Raw genomic sequence first — 19,781 nt, 5'->3', positions numbered from 1 at the left:
AGATGGCGAGTTTCGGTGGCGGCTTCCTGGTGGCGCGGCTGCGGCGTCGCGCCCGCGTGCTGGGCCACGTCGGTCGTGCCCTGCGGCTGTTCCTGCCCATGACCCGCGATGTGCTGCTGCGACGCTACCGCCCGGTGCCCTGGGGTGCCTTCCTGTGGATGCTGGCGGCCTTGGCATACCTGGTCTCGCCGCTTGACCTTATTCCCGACATGCTCGTGCTGCTGGGGCTGGTGGACGACGTGGTGATCGTCGGCTGGCTGCTGACGCGGGTCGACAGGCGCCTGGCAGGCTATCGTGCCTGGCGGGAGCGCGGGTCGGGGAGCGCACCACCCTCCGGCGAAGGTCGAGGCGACGAGGCACCACCGTCTTGATACGATCGTTTGAAATCATCGTTCCCCTGCTGCCGCCTGCGAGGCCCGGATGATCCACGGCCAGACTTCGAGCGACGCCGACTGGCGTCGCGCCCTGACGCGCTTCGTCACGGTGATCCCCCATACCCGCGAACTGGGCCTCGAGGTGCTCGAGGTGACCCCCGAGATGACCACCATGCGCCTGCCCTGGTGCGATGACCTGCTCGGCGACACCGCCCGGGGGCTGATCCACGGCGGGGTGCTGACCATGCTGCTGGATACCGTCTGCGGCTCGGCGGTGCTGCCCGCCCTGCCGGCCCCGGAGGTGTGCCCGACCCTGGACCTGCGTGTCGACCACTTCCGGCCGGGGGTGGCTGGGCAGCCCATCCTCGCCGAGGCGCGCGTGGTCCGGGTCACCGAGTCGGTGGTCTTCACCGAGGGCACCCTGTGGCAGGAGACGGGGCGGCCGCTGGCGAGGGGCATCGGCAATTTCGTGCGGCTGGGGCCGCGCAACACGCCCGAGGGCTTCGCCGAGGCGCTCTTCGCGGAGGAGGACGACCATGCGTGAGGGCTTCGACGATGTCGAGTGGCTGGCCAGGACCCGTGCCGAGGGGGATCTCGAGGCTTGGCTGGCCTTGGTGCCCTATGCGCGGCGCATCGGGGTCTCGGCGCTCCCGGACCCGCAGGGCGATGGCCTGCTGTTTCGCCTCGACCCCCGCGAGGGCAATGTCGGCAACGTCCTGCTGCCGGCGCTGCATGGCGGGGTGGTGGCGGCCTTCATGGAGACCGCGGCGACCCTGGACCTGATGCTCGCCACCCGTGCGCCGCGCCTGCCGCGGATCGTCGACATCTCCATCGACTACCTGCGCACGGCGCGGATGGCGCCGACCCTGGCTCGCTGCAGCCTGCTGCGCGAGGGGCGGCGCATGGGCAACGTGCGGGTCTGCGCCTGGCAGGAGAGCGAGGCGGTGCCGGTGGCCACCGCGCGCCTGCACTTCGTGCTCGGAAATCCCGCCGAAGCAGGCGCTTGAAAAACCCCGCCCGGGCCCCATATCGACGACAGTTCCGAACCGGTGGCCTTGCCACCATCGTCATGTCGAAAGAGGGGTCCAAGCCACATGACCACAGCCACGCATGAGGAAACCCTCGGCTTCCAGACCGAGGTCAAGCAGCTGCTGCACCTGATGATCCACTCCCTGTACTCCAACCGGGAGATCTTCCTGCGCGAGCTGATCTCCAACGCCGCCGATGCCTGCGACAAGCTGCGCTATCAGGCGCTGGACAACGACGCGCTCTACGAGGGCGACAGCGAGCTGCGCATCGAGATAGACCACGACGCCGAGGCAGGCACCGTGACCGTGCGTGACAACGGTATCGGCATGAGCCGCGACGAGGTGATCGAGAACCTGGGCACCATCGCGCGCTCCGGCACCGCCGAGTTCCTCAAGCAGCTCTCCGGCGAGCAGCAGAAGGATGCCCGGCTGATCGGCCAGTTCGGCGTCGGCTTCTATTCCGGCTTCATCGTCGCCGATGACATTACCGTGCGCACTCGCAAGGCCGGCAGTGACAAGGCCGAGGGCGTCGAATGGCACTCGAAGGGTGAGGGCGAGTTCACCGTCGCCGATATCGAGCGTGAGGCCCACGGCACCGAGATCGTGCTGCACCTCAAGGAGGATGCCCGGGAGTTCGCCGACGACTTCCGTCTGAAGAGCCTGGTGCGCAAGTACTCCGACCATATCGAGGTGCCGGTGCGCATGCCGCAGGTCGAGAAGGCCCGCGACGAGGACGGCAACGAGATCGAGGGCAGCGAGACCACCACCTGGGAGACCGTCAACGAGGCCACCGCGCTGTGGGTGCGTCCCAAGAGCGAGATCTCCGACGACGAGTACAAGGCCTTCTACAAGCACGTGGCCCACGACTTCTCGGACCCGCTGACCTGGAGCCACAACAAGGTCGAGGGCAAGCTCGAATATACCAGCCTGCTCTACGTGCCGGGCCGCGCGCCCTTCGATCTCTACGAGCGCGACGGTGCCCGGGGCGTGAAGCTCTACGTGCAGCGCGTCTTCATCATGGACGACGCCGAGCAGTTCCTGCCGCTCTACCTGCGCTTCATCAAGGGCGTGCTGGACACCCGCGACCTGTCGCTCAATGTCTCCCGCGAACTGCTGCAGCAGGATCCCAAGGTCGAGAAGATCAAGTCGGCACTGACCAAGCGCGCGCTGGACATGCTCAAGAAGCTGGCCAAGGACGACGAGGCCTATCAGACTTTCTGGAACACCTTCGGCAGCGTGCTCAAGGAGGGCCCGGCGGAGGACTTCGCCAATCGCGAGAAGATCGCCGGCCTGCTGCGCTTCTCCACCACCCACACCGACAGCACCACCCAGAACCAGTCGCTGGCCGACTACGTCTCGCGCATGAAGGAAGGCCAGGAGAAGCTCTACTACATCGTCGCCGACGGTTTCAATGCGGCCAAGTCGAGCCCTCACCTGGAGATCTTCCGCAAGAAGGGCATCGAGGTGCTGCTGCTGCACGACCGCATCGACGAATGGCTGATGAGCCATCTCACCGAGTTCGAAGGCAGGACCTTCGTCGACGTGGCCAAGGGCGAGCTCGACCTCGGCGACGTCGAGGACGAGGAGGAGAAGAAGGCCCAGGAAGAGACCGCCAAGGCCAAGGAGGAGCTGGTCAAGCGCGTCAAGGAGGCACTGGGTGACGAGGTCCAGGAGGTCAAGGTGACCCATCGCCTGACCGACTCGCCGGCCTGCGTGGTGCTGCCCGAGCATGAGATGGGCTTCCAGATGCGCCGCATCATGGAGGCCGCCGGTCAGAAGATGCCCGAGGTCAAGCCAATCCTCGAGCTCAACCCCGAGCATGCGCTGGTGGCGCGTCTCGAGGGCATCGAGGGCGAGGGCTTCGAGGACCTGGCGCGGATCCTGCTTGACCAGGCGATCATCGCCGAGGGCGGTCATCTCGACGATCCCGCCGCCTACGTCAAGCGTCTCAACGCCCTGCTGAGCGCCTGACTCCTGCGCACCACCGCTTCCTCGCGGTAAGTGACTGCTACCCCGTCGGCCCCTTCAGCCGGCGGGGTTTTTCGTTTTCGAGGGCCTGATGGGGCCCGGGTTTTGGTGAGGAGCGCCCTAAGCGACCTTGATCCGATGCCCGCGTTGTGGTGCTCTATAGCGTTCTGGTTCTCGGCACCGGGCATCGGCACCGATTCAGTCATTGTGGGGCCGCCTAGGGCGGCCTGAAGCAAGGAGATGGAACGTGAAGATAGGCGCACCGAAGGAGAGTGCCCGGGGGGAAGCGCGTGTTGCGCTGACCCCCGAGAGCGCGAAGCAGATCCAGAAACTGGGACATGAATGCCTGATCGAGGCCGGGGCCGGGGTGGCCGCGGGCTTCAACGATGAGGCCTACCGCGAGGCCGGGGTCACCGTCGTCGACGGGGTCGAGGCGCTCTGGACCGAGGCCGAGGTGGTCATCAAGGTCCGCGAACCCTCCGAGGAGGAGGCCCGTCGTCTGCGCGAGGGGCAGACGCTGATCGCCTTCTTCTGGCCGGCCCAGAACGAGGCGCTGCTCGAGTTGTGCAAGGCCCAGGGGGCCACCGTGATTGCCATGGACATGGTGCCGCGCATCTCCCGGGCACAGAAGATGGATGCGCTCTCGTCGATGGCCAATATCGCCGGCTATCGCGCGGTGATCGAGGCGGGCAACAACTTCGGACGCTTCTTCACCGGCCAGGTGACCGCCGCGGGCAAGGTGCCGCCGGCCAAGGTGCTGGTGATCGGCGCCGGCGTGGCGGGCCTCTCCGCCATCGGCACCGCTACCAGCCTGGGGGCCGTGGTGCGCGCCTTCGATGTGCGCCCCGAGGTGGCCGAGCAGATTGAGTCGATGGGCGCCGAGTTCCTGTTCCTCGACTTCGATGAGAGCCAGGACGGTTCGGAGAGTGGCGGCTATGCCGCGCCCTCCAGCCCCGAGTTCCGCGAGAAGCAGCTGGAGTGCTTCCGCGAGCAGGCCCCGGATGTCGACATCGTGATTACCACGGCGCTGATCCCCGGCAAGCCGGCCCCCAAGCTGTGGCTGGAGGACATGGTCGAGGCCATGAAGCCCGGCTCGGTGATCGTCGACCTGGCGGCCGAGAAGGGCGGCAACTGCGACCTGACCCGGGCCGACGAGAAGGTGGTGACCGACAACGGCGTGACGGTCGTCGGCTATACCGACTTCCCCTCGCGCATGGCCACCCAGGCCTCGCTGCTCTACTCCACTAACATCCGCCACATGCTCACCGACCTCACGCCCGAGAAGGACGGCAAGGTCGTGCATGACATGGAAGACGACGTGATTCGCGGCGCCACGGTCACCCACCAGGGCGAGGTCACCTTCCCGCCGCCGCCGCCCAAGGTGAAGGCGATTGCCGCGGCCAAGCCCAAGCCCAAGGAGAAGGAGCCGACGCCGGAGGAGAAGAAGGCCGCCGAACACGCCGCCTTCAAGGCGCAGACCAAGCGCCAGGTGACGCTGCTCGCCGTGGGCGGCGCGCTGATGCTGCTGCTCGGCCAGGTGGCCCCGGCCTCCTTCATGCAGCACTTCATCGTCTTCGTGCTGGCCTGCTTCGTCGGCTTCCAGGTGATCTGGGGCGTCAGCCATTCGCTGCATACGCCGCTGATGGCGGTGACCAATGCGATCTCCGGCATCATCATCCTCGGGGCGGTCCTGCAGATCGGCTCCGGCAGCATCGTCGTCGGCGTGCTCGCGGCGATCTCGGTGCTGATCGCGTCCATCAATATCGTGGGTGGCTTCCTGGTGACACGCCGGATGCTGGCCATGTTCCAGAAATCCTGAGCGGCGGAGACACGACATGTTGGGTCAAGGATTCGTATCTGCCGCGGCGATCGCGGCAAGTGTATTGTTCATCCTCTCGCTGGGGGGGTTGAGTAACCAGGAGAAGGCCAAGCGGGCCGTCTGGTATGGCATCGTCGGCATGGCCGTGGCGGTGTTCTTCACCGCCTTCGGGCCGGGCATCGGTGGCTACTGGTGGATGATCCCGATGATGCTGATCGGGGCGGGTGTCGGCGTCTACGTGGCCGGCAAGGTCGACATGACCGAGATGCCCCAGCTGGTGGCGGCACTGCACAGCTTCGTCGGCCTGGCCGCAGTCTTCGTGGCCTGGAGCGCGGACCTGGAGCGGCGCCGGGTGATGGCGGCGCGGGCCATCGATGCCTCCATGGAGGAGTTCTCGGCCTTTGCCGCCCTGGTGGCCACCAAGGCGCCGGACGAGCTGATGTTCCTGCAGGTCGAGGTGGTGCTGGGTATCTTCATCGGCGCGGTGACCTTCACCGGCTCGGTGATCGCCTTCGGCAAGCTCGCCGGCAAGGTCGACGGCAAGCCGAGGCAGCTGCCCGGCGGACATATGCTCAACGCCGGGGCGGCGGCCCTGTCGCTGCTGATGGCCATCCTCTATCTCAACGGTGCCGGCTTCTGGACCCTGCTGGTGCTGGCGGCGCTGGCCTTCTTCATCGGTTACCACCTGATCATGGGCATCGGTGGTGCCGACATGCCGGTGGTGGTGTCGATGCTCAACAGCTACTCCGGCTGGGCCGCGGCGGCCATCGGCTTCACGCTCTCCAACGACCTGCTGATCGTCACCGGCGCCCTGGTGGGCTCCTCCGGTGCCATCCTCTCGTACATCATGTGCAAGGCGATGAACCGCAACTTCATCAACGTCATTCTGGGTGGCTTCGGTGGCGCTACTGCTGGCGAGGCCGCGGAGATGGAGGGGGAGCAAATCTCCATCGACGCCGGCGGCGTGGCCAGCGCCCTCAATGATGCCGACAGCGTGATCATCGTGCCGGGCTACGGCATGGCGGTGGCCCAGGCCCAGAACGCGGTCAGCGAGCTGACCCGCAAGCTGCGCGCCGCCGGCAAGAACGTGCGCTTCGGCATCCACCCGGTGGCCGGTCGCCTGCCGGGTCACATGAACGTGCTGCTCGCCGAGGCCAAGGTGCCCTACGACATCGTGCTGGAGATGGACGAGATCAACGACGACTTCCCCACCACCGACGTGGTGATCGTCATCGGCTCCAACGACATCGTCAACCCGGCCGCCGAGGATGACCCCAACAGCCCCATCGCCGGCATGCCGGTGCTCAAGGTCTGGGAGTCCAAGCAGGTCTTCGTCTGCAAGCGGGGCCAGGGGACCGGCTACTCCGGCATCGAGAACCCGCTGTTCTTCAAGGAGAACACGCGGATGTTCTACGGCGATGCCAGATCGAGCATCGACTCGCTGCTGCACCTGATCGACTGACCCGGGTGCTCCGGGCCGCATTGCCGGCCCGGGCCTTTCTCTACTCTGATACGCCCCTTCGCGGGGCGTTTTTTCGTTACACTCCCCACATCCATTCAACTTCCCGGGGCGACCATGTCAGACCAATCCATGCGCGTGGCGGTGCTCGGCGGCGGCAGCTTCGGCACCGCCCTGGCCAGCATCGCCGCCGACAACGGGGCCGAGGTGCGCCAGTGGCTGCGCGACCCCGACCTGGCGGCGCAGATCACCCGCGAGCACCGTAACGGCCGCTACCTGCCCGACTACGCTATCAATGCCGCGGTGGTGGCCTCCACCGAGATGGCCGAGGTCCTAGAGGGCGCCGAGCTGGTGCTGGTGGCCATCCCCTCCAAGGCCTTCCGCGAGGTGGTGCGCAAGGCACGGCCCTTTCTGCACCAGGCGCAGATTCTCGTCAGCACCACCAAGGGCATCCAGGAGGAGGGCTTCAAGCTGATGAGCCAGATCCTCGAGGAGGAGACCGGCTTTCCGCATATCGGCGTGATCTCGGGGCCGAACCTGGCCTCGGAGATCGCCGATAAGCAGCTCACCGCCACGGTGATCGCCAGCGACGACCCGGAGACCCGCACCCGCGTGCAGAGCGCTCTGGGCTGCGACTACTTCCGGGTCTATGCCAGCAACGACCGCTATGGCGTGGAACTGGGCGGGGCGCTGAAGAACATCTACGCGATCGCCGCCGGCATGGCGGCGGCGCTGGGCATGGGCGAGAACACCCGCAGCATGCTGATGACCCGCGCACTGGCCGAGATGAGCCGCTTCGCGGTGGACCAGGGGGCCAACCCCATGACCTTCCTGGGGCTCGCCGGGGTAGGGGATCTGATCGTCACCTGCTCCTCGGCGCTGTCGCGCAACTACCGGGTGGGCCAGGCCCTGGGCGAGGGCAAGACCCTGGAGGAGGCGGTCCAGGCCCTGGGCCAGGTCGCCGAGGGGGTCAACACCGTGCGCCTGGTGCGCGACAAGGCCCACGAGGATGGCGTCTACATGCCGCTGGCCGAGGGCCTCTACCAGGTGCTGTTCAAGGGTGTGCCGGCCCGGGACATGGCGCGACTGCTGATGCTCGGCGAGCAGAGTAGCGACGTGGAGTTCGTGCTGCCGCGCAAGGATGTGCAGCAGGATCGTCGCGACGGGGGCGAGCGCCATGGTTGAGCGGCTGCTGATCATGCGACACGGCGAGGCCGCGCCGGGCCGTCCCGATGCCGAGCGCGAGCTGACCCCACGCGGAGAGGAGGAGGCGCAGCGCATGGGCCGCTGGCTCGCCGCACGCGAGGACCTGGACCTCAGTCGCCTGCGCCTGCTGGCCAGCCCTTACGTGCGGGCCCGGCAGACGGCGGAGCGGATCGCCGAGCCCCTGGGGCTCGCGGTGGAGCCGCTGCCGATCATCACGCCCGACGACCCTCCCGAGAGCGTGTTGGAGTGGCTGCTCGGCGAGGTTGAGGACCGGCCACTGATGCTGGTCAGCCATATGCCGCTGGTGGGAATGCTCAGCGGCCTGCTGGTGGAGGGCCGCGCCGATCGTGGCCCCGGCTTTCCTACCGGCGCTGTGGCCGAACTCGACGCCGATGTTTTTGCAGCCGGTTGCGCCAGGCTGGCGCGTTTCACGGCGCCCACCGACCTGAACTAGATCAGGCCTGCGGCCCTGAGCCCGAAGGCCCCCAGGGTGATGGTCACGCTTGCCATCAGCGTGGTCATGGCGATGATGTTGGCGGTGAGCGCGGCATTGCCGCCCATCGCCTTGGCCATCACGAAGGCCGCGGCGGCGGTGGGACTGGCGAAGAACAGGAACAGCACCCCGAGTTCGCGGCCCTCGAAGCCGGCCCCCCAGGCGGCGCCGGTGGCCAGGGCCGGCAGGGTGACCATCTTCATCAGGCTGGCGCTGATCGCCAGCCGGCCCGAGTCGCGGATCTCGCCAAGCGACAGGGTGGCGCCGACGCAGATCAGCGCCAGCGGCAGGGTCAGCGAGGCGAAATAGTCACCAGAGGTCATCAACCAGCCAGGCAGGGGCAACCCGACGGCGGCCACTGGAACGGCGGCGACCACGGCGAGGATCAGCGGGTTGGTGGCGATATGCCCGAGGATGTTGCGCCAGTCGGTACGCCGGCCCTCCTGATAGCTGGCCAGGGCGATCACCGAGAAGGCGTTGTAGGTGAGGATCACCACCCCCAGCAGCAGGCCACCGGCGGAGAGCCCGTAGTCGCCGTACATGCCGGCGGCGAGCGCCAGGCCCACGATGCCGCAGTTGCCACGAAAGGCGCCCTGGACGTAGACGCCGCGCTCCTCACGGGGCACGCGCAGGATCGCCCAGCCCCAGCTGAACAGGAAGCTGCCCAGGGTCGCCAGGGCGAAGAAGCCGAGCAGCGCCGGGTTGAGGGTGGCCGCCAGGTCGGCACGGATGATGCTGAGAAAGATCAGCGTCGGCAGGGTGGCCTTGAAGACCAGCATCGAGGCGGTGGCGACGAAGGCCTGGTCGATCCAGCCGGCGCGCTTCAGGCCGAGGCCGATGAACACCATGGCGAAGACCGGCAGGGTGATCTCCAGGGTCTGCAGGAAGAGGGCGGAGAGCTCCATGGGGCCTGGCCTAGCGCGTCAGCCAGAAGCCGACGACGATGGCGGCCGCCACGGTCACCAGGAACACGCGGTTGCGGGTACGGGTATCACGGACGGGCTTGCGGGGGTCTGCCACGAGGGTCTCCTGTCGATTGGCCTGTCGTCGCCGGGCGACTTGGCGAAACATGGTAATCCCGTTAGCCTGCTATCGCCAGAAGGGTGCCGGCCGGGCGCCCGCCAGCAGGATAGAGTCCATGAGCAGATCCGACCACGCCTCGCGCATTCCCCTCGTCTTCGCCCACGCCAACGGCTTCCCGGGACAGAGCTACCGCAGCTTCCTGGCGCCGCTGGGAGAGCGATTCGACCTGCACCCGCTGGACCGACTGGGCCATCACCCCGACTTCCCCGTCGGCCACAACTGGCTGGCCCTGCGTGACGAGCTGCTCGAGCACCTGGCCCGCTTCCCGGGCCCGGTGGTCGGCGTGGGCCACTCCATGGGCGGCGTGTTGATGGCCATGGCCGCCGAGCACTCCCCTGAGCGGTTCCGCTGCGTGGTGTTGCTCGACCCGCCCCTGATGCTGGGCCTGGAGGCCTGGGCCATGAAGGCGGCCAAACGCCTGGGCCTGGCCGACCGGGTGACCCCTGCGGGCAGGAGCCTGGGCCGTCGTGACAGCTGGCCCGACCGCCAGGCCATGTTCCACTACCTGCGCCGGCGGGGGCTCTTCCGGCGCTTCACCGAGGCCGCCCTGCACGACTACGTGGACGGCGGTACCCGGGAGCTGGATGACGGGCGCGTGGTGCTGCTCTACGACCCCGACATCGAGGTGCAGATCTTCCGCCACCTGCCGGACCACCTCGGCGACCTCCCCAGGCGGGTCAGGGTGCCCCTGGGGGTGCTGGCCGGCGCCGAGTCCGACCTGCTCACCTCGCGTCGGCGCCGCCGTCTGGCGCGACGGGGCGTGAGCGTGGCCCAGGTCCCGGGCGGGCACATGTTCCCCATGGAGCACCCCGACCAGACCCGCTCGGCCCTGCTGGCCATGCTCGATGATCTGCTGGAGCGTCGACATGCGTGAGCCCCGTTCCCTGAGGCTGGCCGGGGGCCGCCTGGCGGCACTGGCCTGGGGCGATGAGCAGGCCCCCACCTGGCTGGCGCTGCACGGCTGGCTGGACAATGCCGCCAGCTTCTCGCGCCTGGCGCCCCGGCTGGTCGCCGCCCTCGGCATCCGGGTGGTGGCCATCGACTTTGCCGGCCACGGCCTGTCCCGCCACCGTCGTGGCGACTATGCGCTCTGGGACTACTGCCACGACCTCCTCGATGCCTGCGACCAGCTGGGCCTAGCGCGGGTGCCCCTGCTGGCCCACTCCATGGGGGCCGGGGTGGCCTGCCTGGCGGCCGCCGCCCTGCCGGAGCGGGTCGAGTCGCTGGTGCTGATCGACGGCCTGGGGGCCCTGACCACCGAAGCCGGAGAGGCGCCTGCCCAGCTGCGCAAGGGCCTGCTCGCCGATCGACGCCCCCTCTCGCCGCCGCCGCGCTATCCTGATAAGGAGACCGCCGTGGCGGCACGGGTGGCCGGCGGGGCGACGCCCATCGATGCCGAGACGGCACGCCCGCTGGTCCTACGCAACCTCGAGGCATTGCCCGACGGCCATGTGCAGCTGCGCACCGATGCCGGACTGCTGCGTCCCTCCCTGGTACGGTTCTCTCCCCAGCAGGTGGGCGCCATGCTCACGGCGATCCGCAGCCCGGTGCTGCTGGTGGAGGGGGAGGCCGGCATCCTGGGCGAGCGGTCGCGGGCACGCCAGGCTCGGGCGGCGGTGGCGAGGCTGACTCGTCGCGTGCTGCCCGGCGGCCATCACCTGCACCTGGAGCCATCGGCCACCGTGGCGGTGGCGCAGGCCATCGTGAGATGGCATGAGGGCTACGTGGAAGCCGAGAGGGGGGACGCGTCATGAGCCAGCGAAGAGCGGTCAAGAGCACAAGGGGCAGGAACGTGGCGCTGGTGCTCGGCAGTGGGGGTGCCCGGGGCTATGCCCATATCGGCGTCATCGAGGAACTCGAGGCGCGGGGCTACCGGGTGGTGGCGATCTCCGGCTGCTCAATGGGCGCCCTGGTGGGCGGCGTCTATGCGGCGGGGGAACTGGCCGCCTACCGCGACTGGGTCTGTCGGCTGGACTACTTCGATGTGCTCAGGCTGGTCGATGTCACCTGGAGCCCCATGGGGGCCATGAAGGCCAGCAAGGTGATGGACAAGCTCGAGAGCCTGATCGGTGATACCCGCATCGAGGACCTGGCGATTGCCGTGACCACTGTGGCCACCGACCTGACGCGCCAGCGCGAGGTGTGGTTCCAGAGTGGCTCGCTGCTCGAGGCGATCCGCGCCTCCATCGCCGTGCCCGGGGTGATCACGCCGGTGCATCGCGGTGACCAGGTGCTGGTGGACGGCGGGCTGCTCAACCCCCTGCCGATCATCCCCACGGTCTCCGCCCAGGCGGATTTCGTGCTGGCGGTCAACGTCACCGCTCACAGCCCGCGTCCGGTGACCCTGGAGGAGCTGTTGCCTCCCGAGGAGGTGGCCGAGGAGCAGGCGCGGGAGAAAACCCGGGGTGCCGGTGGCGTCGACTTCGCCAGCTGGATCGACGGGGTTCGCGGGGCCACCCGGCGGCTGTTGGATGGCTTTGGTAACGGCAGCACCACCGACGCCGACAGTGACGACAAGAGTGAGGTGGAAGAGGCCCTGGAGGGTGGTCGCCGCGAATGGGGGCGGATGGACATGGTGCTGGCCTCCTTCGACATCACCCAGGCGGCCCTGGCCAAGTACAAGGTGGCGGGTTACCCGCCGGATGTGCTCATCGAGGTGCCCAAGACGGTCTGTGGCGCCTACGAGTTCCACCGCGCCGAGGCGTTGATAAGCCTGGGCAGGCACTTGGCCGCGGAGGCGCTGGACCGCTTCGAGGGGCGGGTCCATCCCGGCTGGGGAAGCCCATCCATCGTCGTCGAGCCGCCGGCCAAGGCAGGCCAGGATGGCGAGGAAGTGTCCTGAGGGGGCATCAGGCCTAGTGGCCGCGCCGCCTGAGCAGCACATAGACCGCCCCGGTGCCGCCGTCGATCATGGTGGCCGAACAGAAGGCCAGCACGCTGGGCCACTCCCGCAGCCAGGCGTTCACGTGGCTCTTGATCACCGGGTAGTCGCTGGTGGTGCCCCAGGCCTTGCCGTGCACGACCAGCACGCAGCGCCGACGGCGGGTTGCGGCATCGCGCAGGAAGGCCTCCAGCTCCGCCCGGGCCTCCTCGAGGGTAAAGCCATGCAGGTCGAGCCCGGCCTCCCAGCCGATGCGTCCGCGCTTGAGCTGCTTGCGGGTGCGCCAGGGCAGGTCGGGCAGCGCGAAGTCGAGGAATTCGGAGGGCCGCACCGGCTCCACGCGGCCGTCCGAGGTGCGACCGGCCGCGGCGAGATCGTCAGCGGCCGAGGTCGCGGCGGCCCGTCGTTCGGCCGCGGCGGGGTCTCCCCGGCGCCGGCGTCCGGGGTCGGCCCGATTGCTGGCGATCGGGCGCACGCCGGCCTCTTTCAGGGCCTGGCGAAAGGCGCTGACCTCGTCCTCGTCCGGGAGATGGCGGTCTCGACTCATGGGGTATTCGGCTTGTGACGCAAAGCGCCAGTATACCGCCCCTGCCGTGGCTGTGAACCGCGGGCCCGGTTACAATCGGCTCTTGTCCCGACCCGAACCCTCCGACTCCAGGATGCCCCGTGGCTGAATCTCTCCCTGATGCGTCTTCCTCCACCCTCGTGCTGAGCGATGAGGCCCTCGCCGATGGCCTGGTCACCCTGCGTGACTGCCTGCGCTGGGCCGCCAGCGAGTTCCACCTGGCGGGCCTCTTCTACGGCCACGGCACCGATTCCGCCTGGGACGAGGCCGTGGCGCTGACACTGGGCGCCCTGCACCTGCCCTGGAACGTCGACCCGGCGGTGCTCGAGGCGCGGCTGCTGCCCATGGAACGCGCCCGCATCGTCTCGCTGGTGCGTGCCCGCATCGAGACCCGGCGTCCGCTGCCCTACCTGCTGGGCGAGGCCTTCTTCGCGGGTGCCCCCTTCAGCGTTGACGAGCGGGTGCTGATTCCCCGCTCGCCCATCGCCGAGCTGATCGAGCATGGTTTCGCCGCCTGGTTCCCCGTCGAGCCGCCGCAACGGGTGCTCGACCTCTGCACCGGCTCGGGCTGCATCGGCATCGCCACGGCGCTGCACCTGCCCGGCTGTGAGGTCGACCTGGCCGACATCAGCCCCGAGGCCCTGGCCGTGGCCCGCATCAACATCACCCGCCACCAGGTGGGCGAGCGGGTGCGTGTCGTGGAGTCCGACCTCTTCGCGGGGCTCGCCGGGCAGCGCTATGACCTGATCGTCTGCAACCCGCCCTACGTGGACACCCGCGACCTGACCACCATGCCCGCCGAGTTCCGTCACGAGCCGGCACTGGCGCTGGGCGCCGGGGCCGACGGCCTGGATATCGTGCGGCGCATCCTGCGCGAGGCCCGGCAGTACCTCAGCGAGGCGGGCGTATTGATCGTCGAGGTCGGCAACTCCGACCACCACCTGGAGACCGCCTTCCCCGAGGTGCCCTTCCTGTGGCTCGAATTCGAGCGCGGTGGCCATGGGGTGTTCGCCCTGACCGCCGCTGAACTCGACGCCCATGCGGCGTCCTTCGCCTGATTCCCATCTCCCGACCCAGGAGGAGCGCCCATGTCCGGCAACACCTTCGGCAAGCTTTTCACCGTCACCACCTTCGGCGAGAGCCATGGCCCCGCGCTGGGGGCCATCGTCGATGGCTGCCCGCCGGGACTGCCGCTCAGCGAGGAAGACCTGCAGCGCGACCTGGACCGCCGCCGCCCCGGCAGTTCTCGCCACACCACCCAGCGGCGCGAACCTGATCGGGTGCGGATCCTCTCCGGGGTCTTCGAGGGCATGACCACCGGCACGACCATCGGCCTGATGATCGAGAACACCGACCAGCGCTCCAAGGACTACTCGAAGATCAAGGACCAGTTCCGCCCGGCCCATGCCGACTACAGCTACCACCACAAGTACGGTATCCGCGACTACCGCGGCGGCGGGCGCTCCAGTGCCCGGGAGACCGCCATGCGGGTGGCGGCAGGGGCCATCGCCAAGAAGTACCTGGCCGCCCAGGGGATCACCATCCGCGGCTACATGAGCCAGCTCGGCCCGATCGCCATCGACTTCAAGCAGTGGGAGGCGGTGGACGAGAACCCCTTCTTCTGCCCCGACCCGGATCGCGTGGCGGAGCTCGAGGCCTACATGGACCAGTTGCGCCGCGACCAGGACTCGGTGGGGGCGAGGATCAGCGTGGTCGCCGAAGGGGTGCCGCCGGGGCTCGGCGAACCGGTGTTCGACCGCCTGGACGCCGAGCTGGCCCACGGCCTGATGAGCATCAATGCGGTGAAGGGCGTGGAGATCGGCGACGGCTTCGCCGCCGTGGCAAGCCGTGGCAGCGAGCATCGCGACGAGATGACGCCCGAGGGCTTTCTCTCCAACCATGCCGGCGGGGTGCTCGGCGGCATCTCCAGCGGCCAGGCGATCATCGCCCATCTGGCACTCAAGCCCACCTCCAGCATCACCACGCCGGGCCGCAGCATCGACGTCCATGGCCATCCGGTCGAGGTGGTCACCAGGGGGCGCCACGACCCCTGCGTGGGCATCCGGGCCACGCCCATCGCCGAGGCGATGATGGCGCTGACCCTGATGGACCACCTGTTGCGTCATCGCGGCCAGAATGCCGAGGTCCAGGTATCGACCCCGCGACTGCGCTGAGCCGTGTCATCCGGCATGGCTGCTACACTGGATGTGACCATCCACAAGAGTGACGCCATGAAGATCAACGTCGAGTTCGACCTGACCCCCGAGGAGTTTCGCCAGGCGCTGGGCCTGCCCGACGTGGAGGCCTTCCAGAAGGACCTGTTGAACCGTATCTACAAGCAGATGGAGTCGGGAACCGAAGGGTACGACCCGATGAGTCTGATGCAGCCCTTCCTGCAGCAGCCCGGCTTGTCCCAGAACCTCTCCCAGGGCCTCTCCCAGGGGCTGTCCAGCTTCGGCAACTACCAGCAGATGATGCTCGACATGCTGACCAAGGCCGCCAGTTCCGCGGGAAGCGGCAGCGGGGCAGCGAGCGGAGACCAGAAGACGGACGCCGGGGATTCCGGGAGTTCGGGAAAGAGTGCCGGCGGCTCTACCGGGAAGTCCAGTGCCGGCAGCGCCTCCCGCAAGTCCACGGCCAGTGCCCGCTCCCGCAGCAAGCGCGAGAGTTGACGGCAGGCATGCGCGGGGCGCGTTTGACCTTCGCGGGGGCGCCGTTAATACGGTTGCAACAGAGTAGCTGTCAGACTAGGCTTTGTGCAGTGCAGCAAATCGTTCGTTACCGATCCTCGAGGAGGAATTCGACATGCAAGACCAAGACAAGATGATCAACGCATTCAACGAGCAGACCCGTCAGTTCTTTGAACCGATGCGCAAGCTCAACTCGCTGATGCTGAACAACATGGAGAAGATGACCCAGTATCAGATGGAGTCCATGAAGCGCTACAGCCAGATGGGCACCGAGCGCATGCGGGACGCCAGCGAGGTCAGCGATGCCGAGAGCATGCGCGACTTCGGCACTCGCCAGGCCGAGATGATGAACGAGCTCTCCAAGCAGATGCTCGAGGATGCCAAGGCGATGAGCGAGATGAGTCTGGAGTTCAAGGCCGAGCTCGAGAAGCTCTATGCCGAATCGGGCAAGCAGCTCGCCGAACAGGCCGAGAAGGCCGGCCAGGCTGCCAAGGGCGAGGCCCCGAAATCGGATGAGCCCGCCAAGGCGACCAGCCAGTCCACGTCGCGCAAGCGCTGATATCACGGTAAGCTAGTTGCGTCCTGTCCGGTGCCCGGGTCACGGGGGCCGGACAGTGCCGTTGTTGGCTAAGCCTTGCCTTGCGCAAGGTGGTGCGGCAATAGACGTATATGGCCTAAGGCCGGTGCCAGTGTCCGGCCGTCAGCAACACCGGCCTTCATGAATAACAGGAGGGGTCAATGCAGTCAGGGGTGCAAGCACCGACACAGGTCGAGCTCGAGGCGTGGAACGCCCAGCTCGCCGCGATCGGCGAGGAATACAAGGCCTTGATGCAGGATCTGCTGGCGCGCATGGTGCCCAGCGATGCCGCGGAATCGGTCCATGAAGACATGCGCCAGAGCTTCCAGGCCGGTGCCCAGTCGCTGATGCAGAACCCGCCCCTGCTGTGGCAGACCCAGTCTCGGCTGCTCCAGGACCAGTTCCAGCTGTGGCAGCAGTCGCTGCGTAGCCTCGCCGGCGAGGAGGTCGAGCCGCTGATCACCCCGGACAAGGGCGACCGCCGATTTCGGGACGATGCCTGGCGCGATGATCCCTATTACCTGGCGATCATGCAGCAGTACCTGCTGTTCTCGCGCATGGTGGAAGAGCTGATCGAGCGCCTGGATGGCCTCTCGGAGGACCAGAAGCGCAACCTCGGTTTCTATGCGCGCCAGCTGGTCAATGCCATGGCGCCAACCAATTTCGTCACCACCAACCCCGAGGTGATGCGCAAGACCATGGAGACGCGCGGGCAGAACCTGGTCGAGGGGCTGGCGCGCCTGCGCGAGGACCTGGCCAACTCTGCCGAGGGCCTCAATGTCACCATGACCGACCGCAACGCCTTCGCGATCGGCGAGAACATCGCCGTCACCCCGGGGGCGGTGGTCTACGAGAACGAGCTGATCCAGCTGATCCAGTACACGCCGACCTCCGAGCAGGTCTACAAGACCCCGCTGCTGGTGGTGCCGCCCTGGATCAACAAGTACTACATCCTCGACCTTCGCCAGGACAACTCCCTGGTGCGCTGGCTGGTGGAGCAGGGCCACACCGTCTTCCTGATCTCCTGGCGCAACCCCGGCCCCGACCAGCGTGACCTGACCTGGGCCGATTACATGCAGATGGGGCCCATCGCCGCCATGGGGGCCATCGAGCAGGCCACCGGCGAGAAGTCGGTCAACCTGGTGAGTTACTGCATCGGCGGGACCCTGGCCGCCTCGACCGTCGCCTACCTGACCAGCACCCGGCGTGGCCGCAAGGTCAAGTCGGTGACCTACATGGCCACCCTGCAGGACTTCCGCGACCCGGGCGAGATCGGTGTCTTCCTCTCCGAGCCGGTGCTTGAGGGCATCGAGGCCAAGCTGGAGCGCGACGGCTACCTCGACGGCCGGGTCATGGCCTACTCCTTCAACCTGTTGCGCGAGAACGACCTCTTCTGGTCCTTCTATATCAACAACTACCTGAAGGGCGATGCGCCGGCCCCCTTCGACCTGCTCTACTGGAATACCGACGGCACCAACCTGCCGGCCGGTACCCACGCCTGGTACTTGCGCCACATGTACATGGAGAACCGCCTGGTCCAGCCGGGTGGCCTCGAGCTCGACGGGGTCAAGATCGACCTGCGCAAGATCTCCACGCCGAGCTACTTCATCTCCACCCGGGAGGACCATATCGCCAAGTGGAACAGCACCTACTACGGCGCCCTCTTGCCCAAGGGGCCGGTCAAGTTCGTGCTGGGCGGCTCCGGCCATATCGCCGGGATCGTCAATCCGCCGAGCAAGAACAAGTACGGCTACTGGACCAACGACGCGCTGCCGGAGACCGCCGAGGAGTGGCTCGAGGGCGCGGAGCAGCATGAAGGCTCCTGGTGGCCCCACTGGCAGGCGTGGATCACCGAGAACGGCTATGTGGACACCGAGAAACTGGTGCCGGCACGTCAGCCCGGTGATGGCGAGCTCGATATCCTCGAGCCGGCCCCGGGGCGCTATGTGCGCATGACCATTCCCGAGGTGCTGGGCGAGAAGTAAGCGCCGAGCTATAAGCGCCGAGCTACAAGCAAACCCCGAGGCCATGACCTCGGGGTTTGCTTTTTTCGGGAGCAGCACATACTGATGGCCGCTTGGCCGCTTGGCCGCTTGGCCGCTTGGCCGCTTGGCCGCTTGGCCGCTTGGCCGCTTGGCCGCTTGGCCGCTTGGCCACTTTTAGCTCAGCTCGCGCCGCAGCTGGAGTCCCGGCAGCACCAGCAGGGCGGCCAGCAGCCAGGCCGGCCAGCTGCCGGTGCGGGTGAAGGGGGTGAGGCCCTCCATGGGCGTGACCTCACCAGTGAGCACCGTGGTCTCGAACTGCGGTGCCCGGGAGGTGATTCGGCCCTGGGGGTCGATGAGGGCGGTGACGCCGTTGCTGGTGGCGCGTACCACCGCGCGGCCGTTCTCCAGGGCCCGCAGGCGGGCCATCTGCAGGTGCTGCAGCGGGCCGATGGAGGCGCCGAACCAGGTGTCGTTGGAGACCGTGAGCAGGATCCCGGCATCGCGGGCTCGCGAGGCCACCAGGTCGGCATAGATGATCTCGTAGCAGATGGCATTGCCGATGGTCAGCTCGCCGACGCGGATCGGCGCCTGGTCGGCCGGTCCCGGAGCCATGGTCGGCGCCGGCAGGTCGAAGAACGCGATGGCCCCGCGCAGCAGGCTCTCCAGTGGAAGGTACTCGCCGAAGGGCACCAGGTGGGCCTTGCGGTACTCGCCCTCCACGTCGCCCCGGCCGACGACGCTGTTGTAGTAGCGGCCGTCATCATCACGCTGCAGGATACCGGTCAGCAGGTCGGTGCCCGTCGGCAGGCCGGTCCGGGCGCGGTCGAGCATCGGCTCGGCCTGGTCCTCGAACATGGGCAGGGCGGCCTCGGGCCAGATCACCAGGTCGACGTCTGCCTCCAGTCCGCGGGTCATCGAGAGGTAGGTGTCGACGGCCCGCCGCTGCCCCTCGGGGGTCCACTTGATCAGCTGGGGGAGGTTGCCCTGCAGCAGGGCGACGCGCACCGGATCGCCGGCGGGGGAGGTCCACTGGGCGGGCAGGGCTAGTGGCGCCAGCCACAGCACGGCGAGCGGCGCGGCGGCCCACCAGCGGCGGCGCAGGAATTCGACGCCGAGGCTTCCGGTGAGGGCGGTGATCAACGACAGCAGGTAGACGCCGCCCACCGGGGCCCAGGGGGCCAGAGGAGAATCGACCTGGGCGCTGCCCAGCAGCAGCCAGGGGAAGCCAGTGAACAGCCAGGTGCGTAGCCACTCGCCCAGCACCCAGGCGCCCGCAAAGCTCAACGCCGCGAGGCGCGGCCCGCACAGCCGCCGGTAGAGCCAGAGCGTGACGGCAAAGAACAGCGACAGGCCGGCGACGAACAGCGCCGTGAGGATGAGCGCCAGGGGTACGCCGGTGTAACCGTAGTCATGGATAGAGACGTAGACCCATGAGGCCCCGGAGCCGAACAGCCCCAGGCCGTAGCACAAGCCGCGAAGCGCCGCCTGCGCGGGTGTCAGCGCAGGCAGGCCCAGGTAGACGAGGCCGGCGGCGACCGGGCCCAGCCACCAGAGCGAGAAGGGGGCGGCACTGAGGGTGGTGAGGCCGCCGGCGATCAGGGCCGCCAGGCAGCCCAGCGCCGGGGTCAGTCGGGCGTCAGCCATGGTTCCATC

19 protein-coding genes are annotated in these 19,781 nt (G+C 67.9%); 16 read left to right on the top strand and 3 right to left on the bottom strand.

Features of this window, described 5'->3' with window-relative positions; genetic code table 11:
- Nucleotides 1–2 precede the first annotated feature (2 nt).
- The 8 genes from M8009_RS06970 (at nt 3) to sixA (ending at nt 8,308) form a co-directional block, all read left to right on the top strand.
- Complete coding sequence (locus M8009_RS06970; protein ID WP_250060111.1) at nt 3–371, top strand: YkvA family protein; 369 nt, start codon at nt 3–5, stop codon at nt 369–371.
- A gap of 49 nt (nt 372–420) precedes the next feature.
- Nucleotides 421–918: a PaaI family thioesterase gene (locus M8009_RS06965; RefSeq protein WP_250060110.1), complete on the top strand. Its 498-nt coding sequence runs from the start codon at nt 421–423 to the stop codon at nt 916–918.
- Nucleotides 911–1,381, top strand: a complete 471-nt coding sequence (locus M8009_RS06960; RefSeq protein WP_250060109.1) for a PaaI family thioesterase — start codon at nt 911–913, stop codon at nt 1,379–1,381. Before M8009_RS06965 ends, M8009_RS06960 begins: the two co-directional genes overlap by 8 nt.
- Nucleotides 1,382–1,468: 87 nt before the next feature.
- Complete coding sequence (htpG, locus tag M8009_RS06955; protein WP_250060108.1) at nt 1,469–3,373, top strand: molecular chaperone HtpG; 1,905 nt, start codon at nt 1,469–1,471, stop codon at nt 3,371–3,373.
- Nucleotides 3,374–3,617: 244 nt separating this feature from the next.
- Nucleotides 3,618–5,189, top strand: a complete 1,572-nt coding sequence (locus M8009_RS06950; RefSeq protein ID WP_250060107.1) for a Re/Si-specific NAD(P)(+) transhydrogenase subunit alpha — start codon at nt 3,618–3,620, stop codon at nt 5,187–5,189.
- 16 nt (nt 5,190–5,205) lie between these two features.
- Complete coding sequence (locus M8009_RS06945; protein ID WP_250060106.1) at nt 5,206–6,651, top strand: NAD(P)(+) transhydrogenase (Re/Si-specific) subunit beta; 1,446 nt, start codon at nt 5,206–5,208, stop codon at nt 6,649–6,651.
- Between the two features lie 114 nt (nt 6,652–6,765).
- The gene (locus M8009_RS06940) at nt 6,766–7,833 is read left to right on the top strand and encodes an NAD(P)H-dependent glycerol-3-phosphate dehydrogenase (protein ID WP_250060105.1); all 1,068 of its coding nucleotides are present in this window, start codon (nt 6,766–6,768) and stop codon (nt 7,831–7,833) included.
- Nucleotides 7,826–8,308, top strand: coding sequence for a phosphohistidine phosphatase SixA (gene sixA / locus M8009_RS06935; RefSeq protein ID WP_250060104.1), 483 nt, complete (start codon nt 7,826–7,828; stop codon nt 8,306–8,308). The genes M8009_RS06940 and sixA overlap by 8 nt, the downstream gene beginning before the upstream one ends.
- On the opposite strand, the gene M8009_RS06930 is transcribed toward sixA, so the two are convergent.
- The gene (locus M8009_RS06930; protein ID WP_250060103.1) at nt 8,305–9,252 is read right to left on the bottom strand and encodes an AEC family transporter; all 948 of its coding nucleotides are present in this window, start codon (nt 9,250–9,252) and stop codon (nt 8,305–8,307) included. The two genes, sixA and M8009_RS06930, sit on opposite strands and share 4 nt — an antisense overlap.
- Before the next feature lie 233 nt (nt 9,253–9,485).
- Between M8009_RS06930 and M8009_RS06925 the strand changes: the two genes are divergently transcribed.
- Genes M8009_RS06925 through M8009_RS06915 form a run of 3 tightly spaced genes read left to right on the top strand, consistent with a single transcriptional unit; the run spans nt 9,486 to nt 12,272 of the window.
- Nucleotides 9,486–10,304: an alpha/beta fold hydrolase gene (locus tag M8009_RS06925; protein WP_250060102.1), complete on the top strand. Its 819-nt coding sequence runs from the start codon at nt 9,486–9,488 to the stop codon at nt 10,302–10,304.
- Nucleotides 10,297–11,184, top strand: coding sequence for an alpha/beta fold hydrolase (locus M8009_RS06920; RefSeq protein ID WP_250060101.1), 888 nt, complete (start codon nt 10,297–10,299; stop codon nt 11,182–11,184). Before M8009_RS06925 ends, M8009_RS06920 begins: the two co-directional genes overlap by 8 nt.
- Nucleotides 11,181–12,272 (top strand): patatin-like phospholipase family protein, encoded by a 1,092-nt coding sequence (locus tag M8009_RS06915; RefSeq protein WP_250060100.1) that lies wholly within the window; start codon nt 11,181–11,183, stop codon nt 12,270–12,272. The genes M8009_RS06920 and M8009_RS06915 overlap by 4 nt, the downstream gene beginning before the upstream one ends.
- 13 nt (nt 12,273–12,285) lie before the next feature.
- Here the strand turns inward: M8009_RS06915 and M8009_RS06910 are convergent, their stop codons facing one another.
- The gene (locus M8009_RS06910; protein WP_250060099.1) at nt 12,286–12,858 is read right to left on the bottom strand and encodes a Smr/MutS family protein; all 573 of its coding nucleotides are present in this window, start codon (nt 12,856–12,858) and stop codon (nt 12,286–12,288) included.
- Nucleotides 12,859–12,977: 119 nt separating this feature from the next.
- Between M8009_RS06910 and prmB the strand changes: the two genes are divergently transcribed.
- The 5 genes from prmB to phaC all read left to right on the top strand — a co-directional run bounded on the left by prmB (nt 12,978) and on the right by phaC (nt 18,128).
- Nucleotides 12,978–13,934, top strand: a complete 957-nt coding sequence (prmB, locus tag M8009_RS06905) for a 50S ribosomal protein L3 N(5)-glutamine methyltransferase (RefSeq protein ID WP_250060098.1) — start codon at nt 12,978–12,980, stop codon at nt 13,932–13,934.
- A gap of 30 nt (nt 13,935–13,964) precedes the next feature.
- Nucleotides 13,965–15,050 carry a chorismate synthase gene (gene aroC, locus M8009_RS06900; protein WP_250060097.1) on the top strand — a complete coding sequence of 362 codons (1,086 nt, stop codon included), beginning with the start codon at nt 13,965–13,967 and terminating at the stop codon, nt 15,048–15,050.
- A 57-nt stretch (nt 15,051–15,107) separates the two neighbouring features.
- On the top strand, nt 15,108–15,548 hold the full coding sequence (locus tag M8009_RS06895) for a hypothetical protein (protein WP_250060547.1): 441 nt from the start codon (nt 15,108–15,110) through the stop codon (nt 15,546–15,548).
- 133 nt (nt 15,549–15,681) lie between these two features.
- Nucleotides 15,682–16,125 (top strand): phasin family protein, encoded by a 444-nt coding sequence (locus M8009_RS06890; RefSeq protein WP_250060096.1) that lies wholly within the window; start codon nt 15,682–15,684, stop codon nt 16,123–16,125.
- Nucleotides 16,126–16,304: 179 nt separating this feature from the next.
- Complete coding sequence (phaC, locus tag M8009_RS06885; RefSeq protein ID WP_250060095.1) at nt 16,305–18,128, top strand: class I poly(R)-hydroxyalkanoic acid synthase; 1,824 nt, start codon at nt 16,305–16,307, stop codon at nt 18,126–18,128.
- 174 nt (nt 18,129–18,302) lie between these two features.
- On the opposite strand, the gene lnt is transcribed toward phaC, so the two are convergent.
- Complete coding sequence (gene lnt, locus M8009_RS06880; RefSeq protein WP_250060094.1) at nt 18,303–19,772, bottom strand: apolipoprotein N-acyltransferase; 1,470 nt, start codon at nt 19,770–19,772, stop codon at nt 18,303–18,305.
- Between the last annotated feature and the right edge of the window lie 9 nt (nt 19,773–19,781).

The sequence above is a fragment of the Halomonas gemina genome, from assembly GCF_023554995.1.
In the GTDB taxonomy this organism is placed as follows: Bacteria; Pseudomonadota; Gammaproteobacteria; order Pseudomonadales; family Halomonadaceae; genus Halomonas; species Halomonas gemina.
The sequence above is the reverse complement of the archived record's forward strand: the minus strand, read 5'-3'. Positions and strand labels throughout refer to the sequence as shown.

Coding starts and splice junctions, on each gene's coding strand:
- M8009_RS06970 (WP_250060111.1), top strand. CDS start 3: ATGGCGAGTTTCGGTGGCGGCTTCCTGGTGGCGCGGCTGCGGCGTCGC.
- M8009_RS06965 (WP_250060110.1), top strand. CDS start 421: ATGATCCACGGCCAGACTTCGAGCGACGCCGACTGGCGTCGCGCCCTG.
- M8009_RS06960 (WP_250060109.1), top strand. CDS start 911: ATGCGTGAGGGCTTCGACGATGTCGAGTGGCTGGCCAGGACCCGTGCC.
- htpG (WP_250060108.1), top strand. CDS start 1,469: ATGACCACAGCCACGCATGAGGAAACCCTCGGCTTCCAGACCGAGGTC.
- M8009_RS06945 (WP_250060106.1), top strand. CDS start 5,206: ATGTTGGGTCAAGGATTCGTATCTGCCGCGGCGATCGCGGCAAGTGTA.
- M8009_RS06940 (WP_250060105.1), top strand. CDS start 6,766: ATGTCAGACCAATCCATGCGCGTGGCGGTGCTCGGCGGCGGCAGCTTC.
- sixA (WP_250060104.1), top strand. CDS start 7,826: ATGGTTGAGCGGCTGCTGATCATGCGACACGGCGAGGCCGCGCCGGGC.
- M8009_RS06930 (WP_250060103.1), bottom strand. CDS start 9,252: ATGGAGCTCTCCGCCCTCTTCCTGCAGACCCTGGAGATCACCCTGCCG.
- M8009_RS06925 (WP_250060102.1), top strand. CDS start 9,486: ATGAGCAGATCCGACCACGCCTCGCGCATTCCCCTCGTCTTCGCCCAC.
- M8009_RS06920 (WP_250060101.1), top strand. CDS start 10,297: ATGCGTGAGCCCCGTTCCCTGAGGCTGGCCGGGGGCCGCCTGGCGGCA.
- M8009_RS06915 (WP_250060100.1), top strand. CDS start 11,181: ATGAGCCAGCGAAGAGCGGTCAAGAGCACAAGGGGCAGGAACGTGGCG.
- M8009_RS06910 (WP_250060099.1), bottom strand. CDS start 12,858: ATGAGTCGAGACCGCCATCTCCCGGACGAGGACGAGGTCAGCGCCTTT.
- aroC (WP_250060097.1), top strand. CDS start 13,965: ATGTCCGGCAACACCTTCGGCAAGCTTTTCACCGTCACCACCTTCGGC.
- M8009_RS06895 (WP_250060547.1), top strand. CDS start 15,108: ATGAAGATCAACGTCGAGTTCGACCTGACCCCCGAGGAGTTTCGCCAG.
- M8009_RS06890 (WP_250060096.1), top strand. CDS start 15,682: ATGCAAGACCAAGACAAGATGATCAACGCATTCAACGAGCAGACCCGT.
- phaC (WP_250060095.1), top strand. CDS start 16,305: ATGCAGTCAGGGGTGCAAGCACCGACACAGGTCGAGCTCGAGGCGTGG.
- lnt (WP_250060094.1), bottom strand. CDS start 19,772: ATGGCTGACGCCCGACTGACCCCGGCGCTGGGCTGCCTGGCGGCCCTG.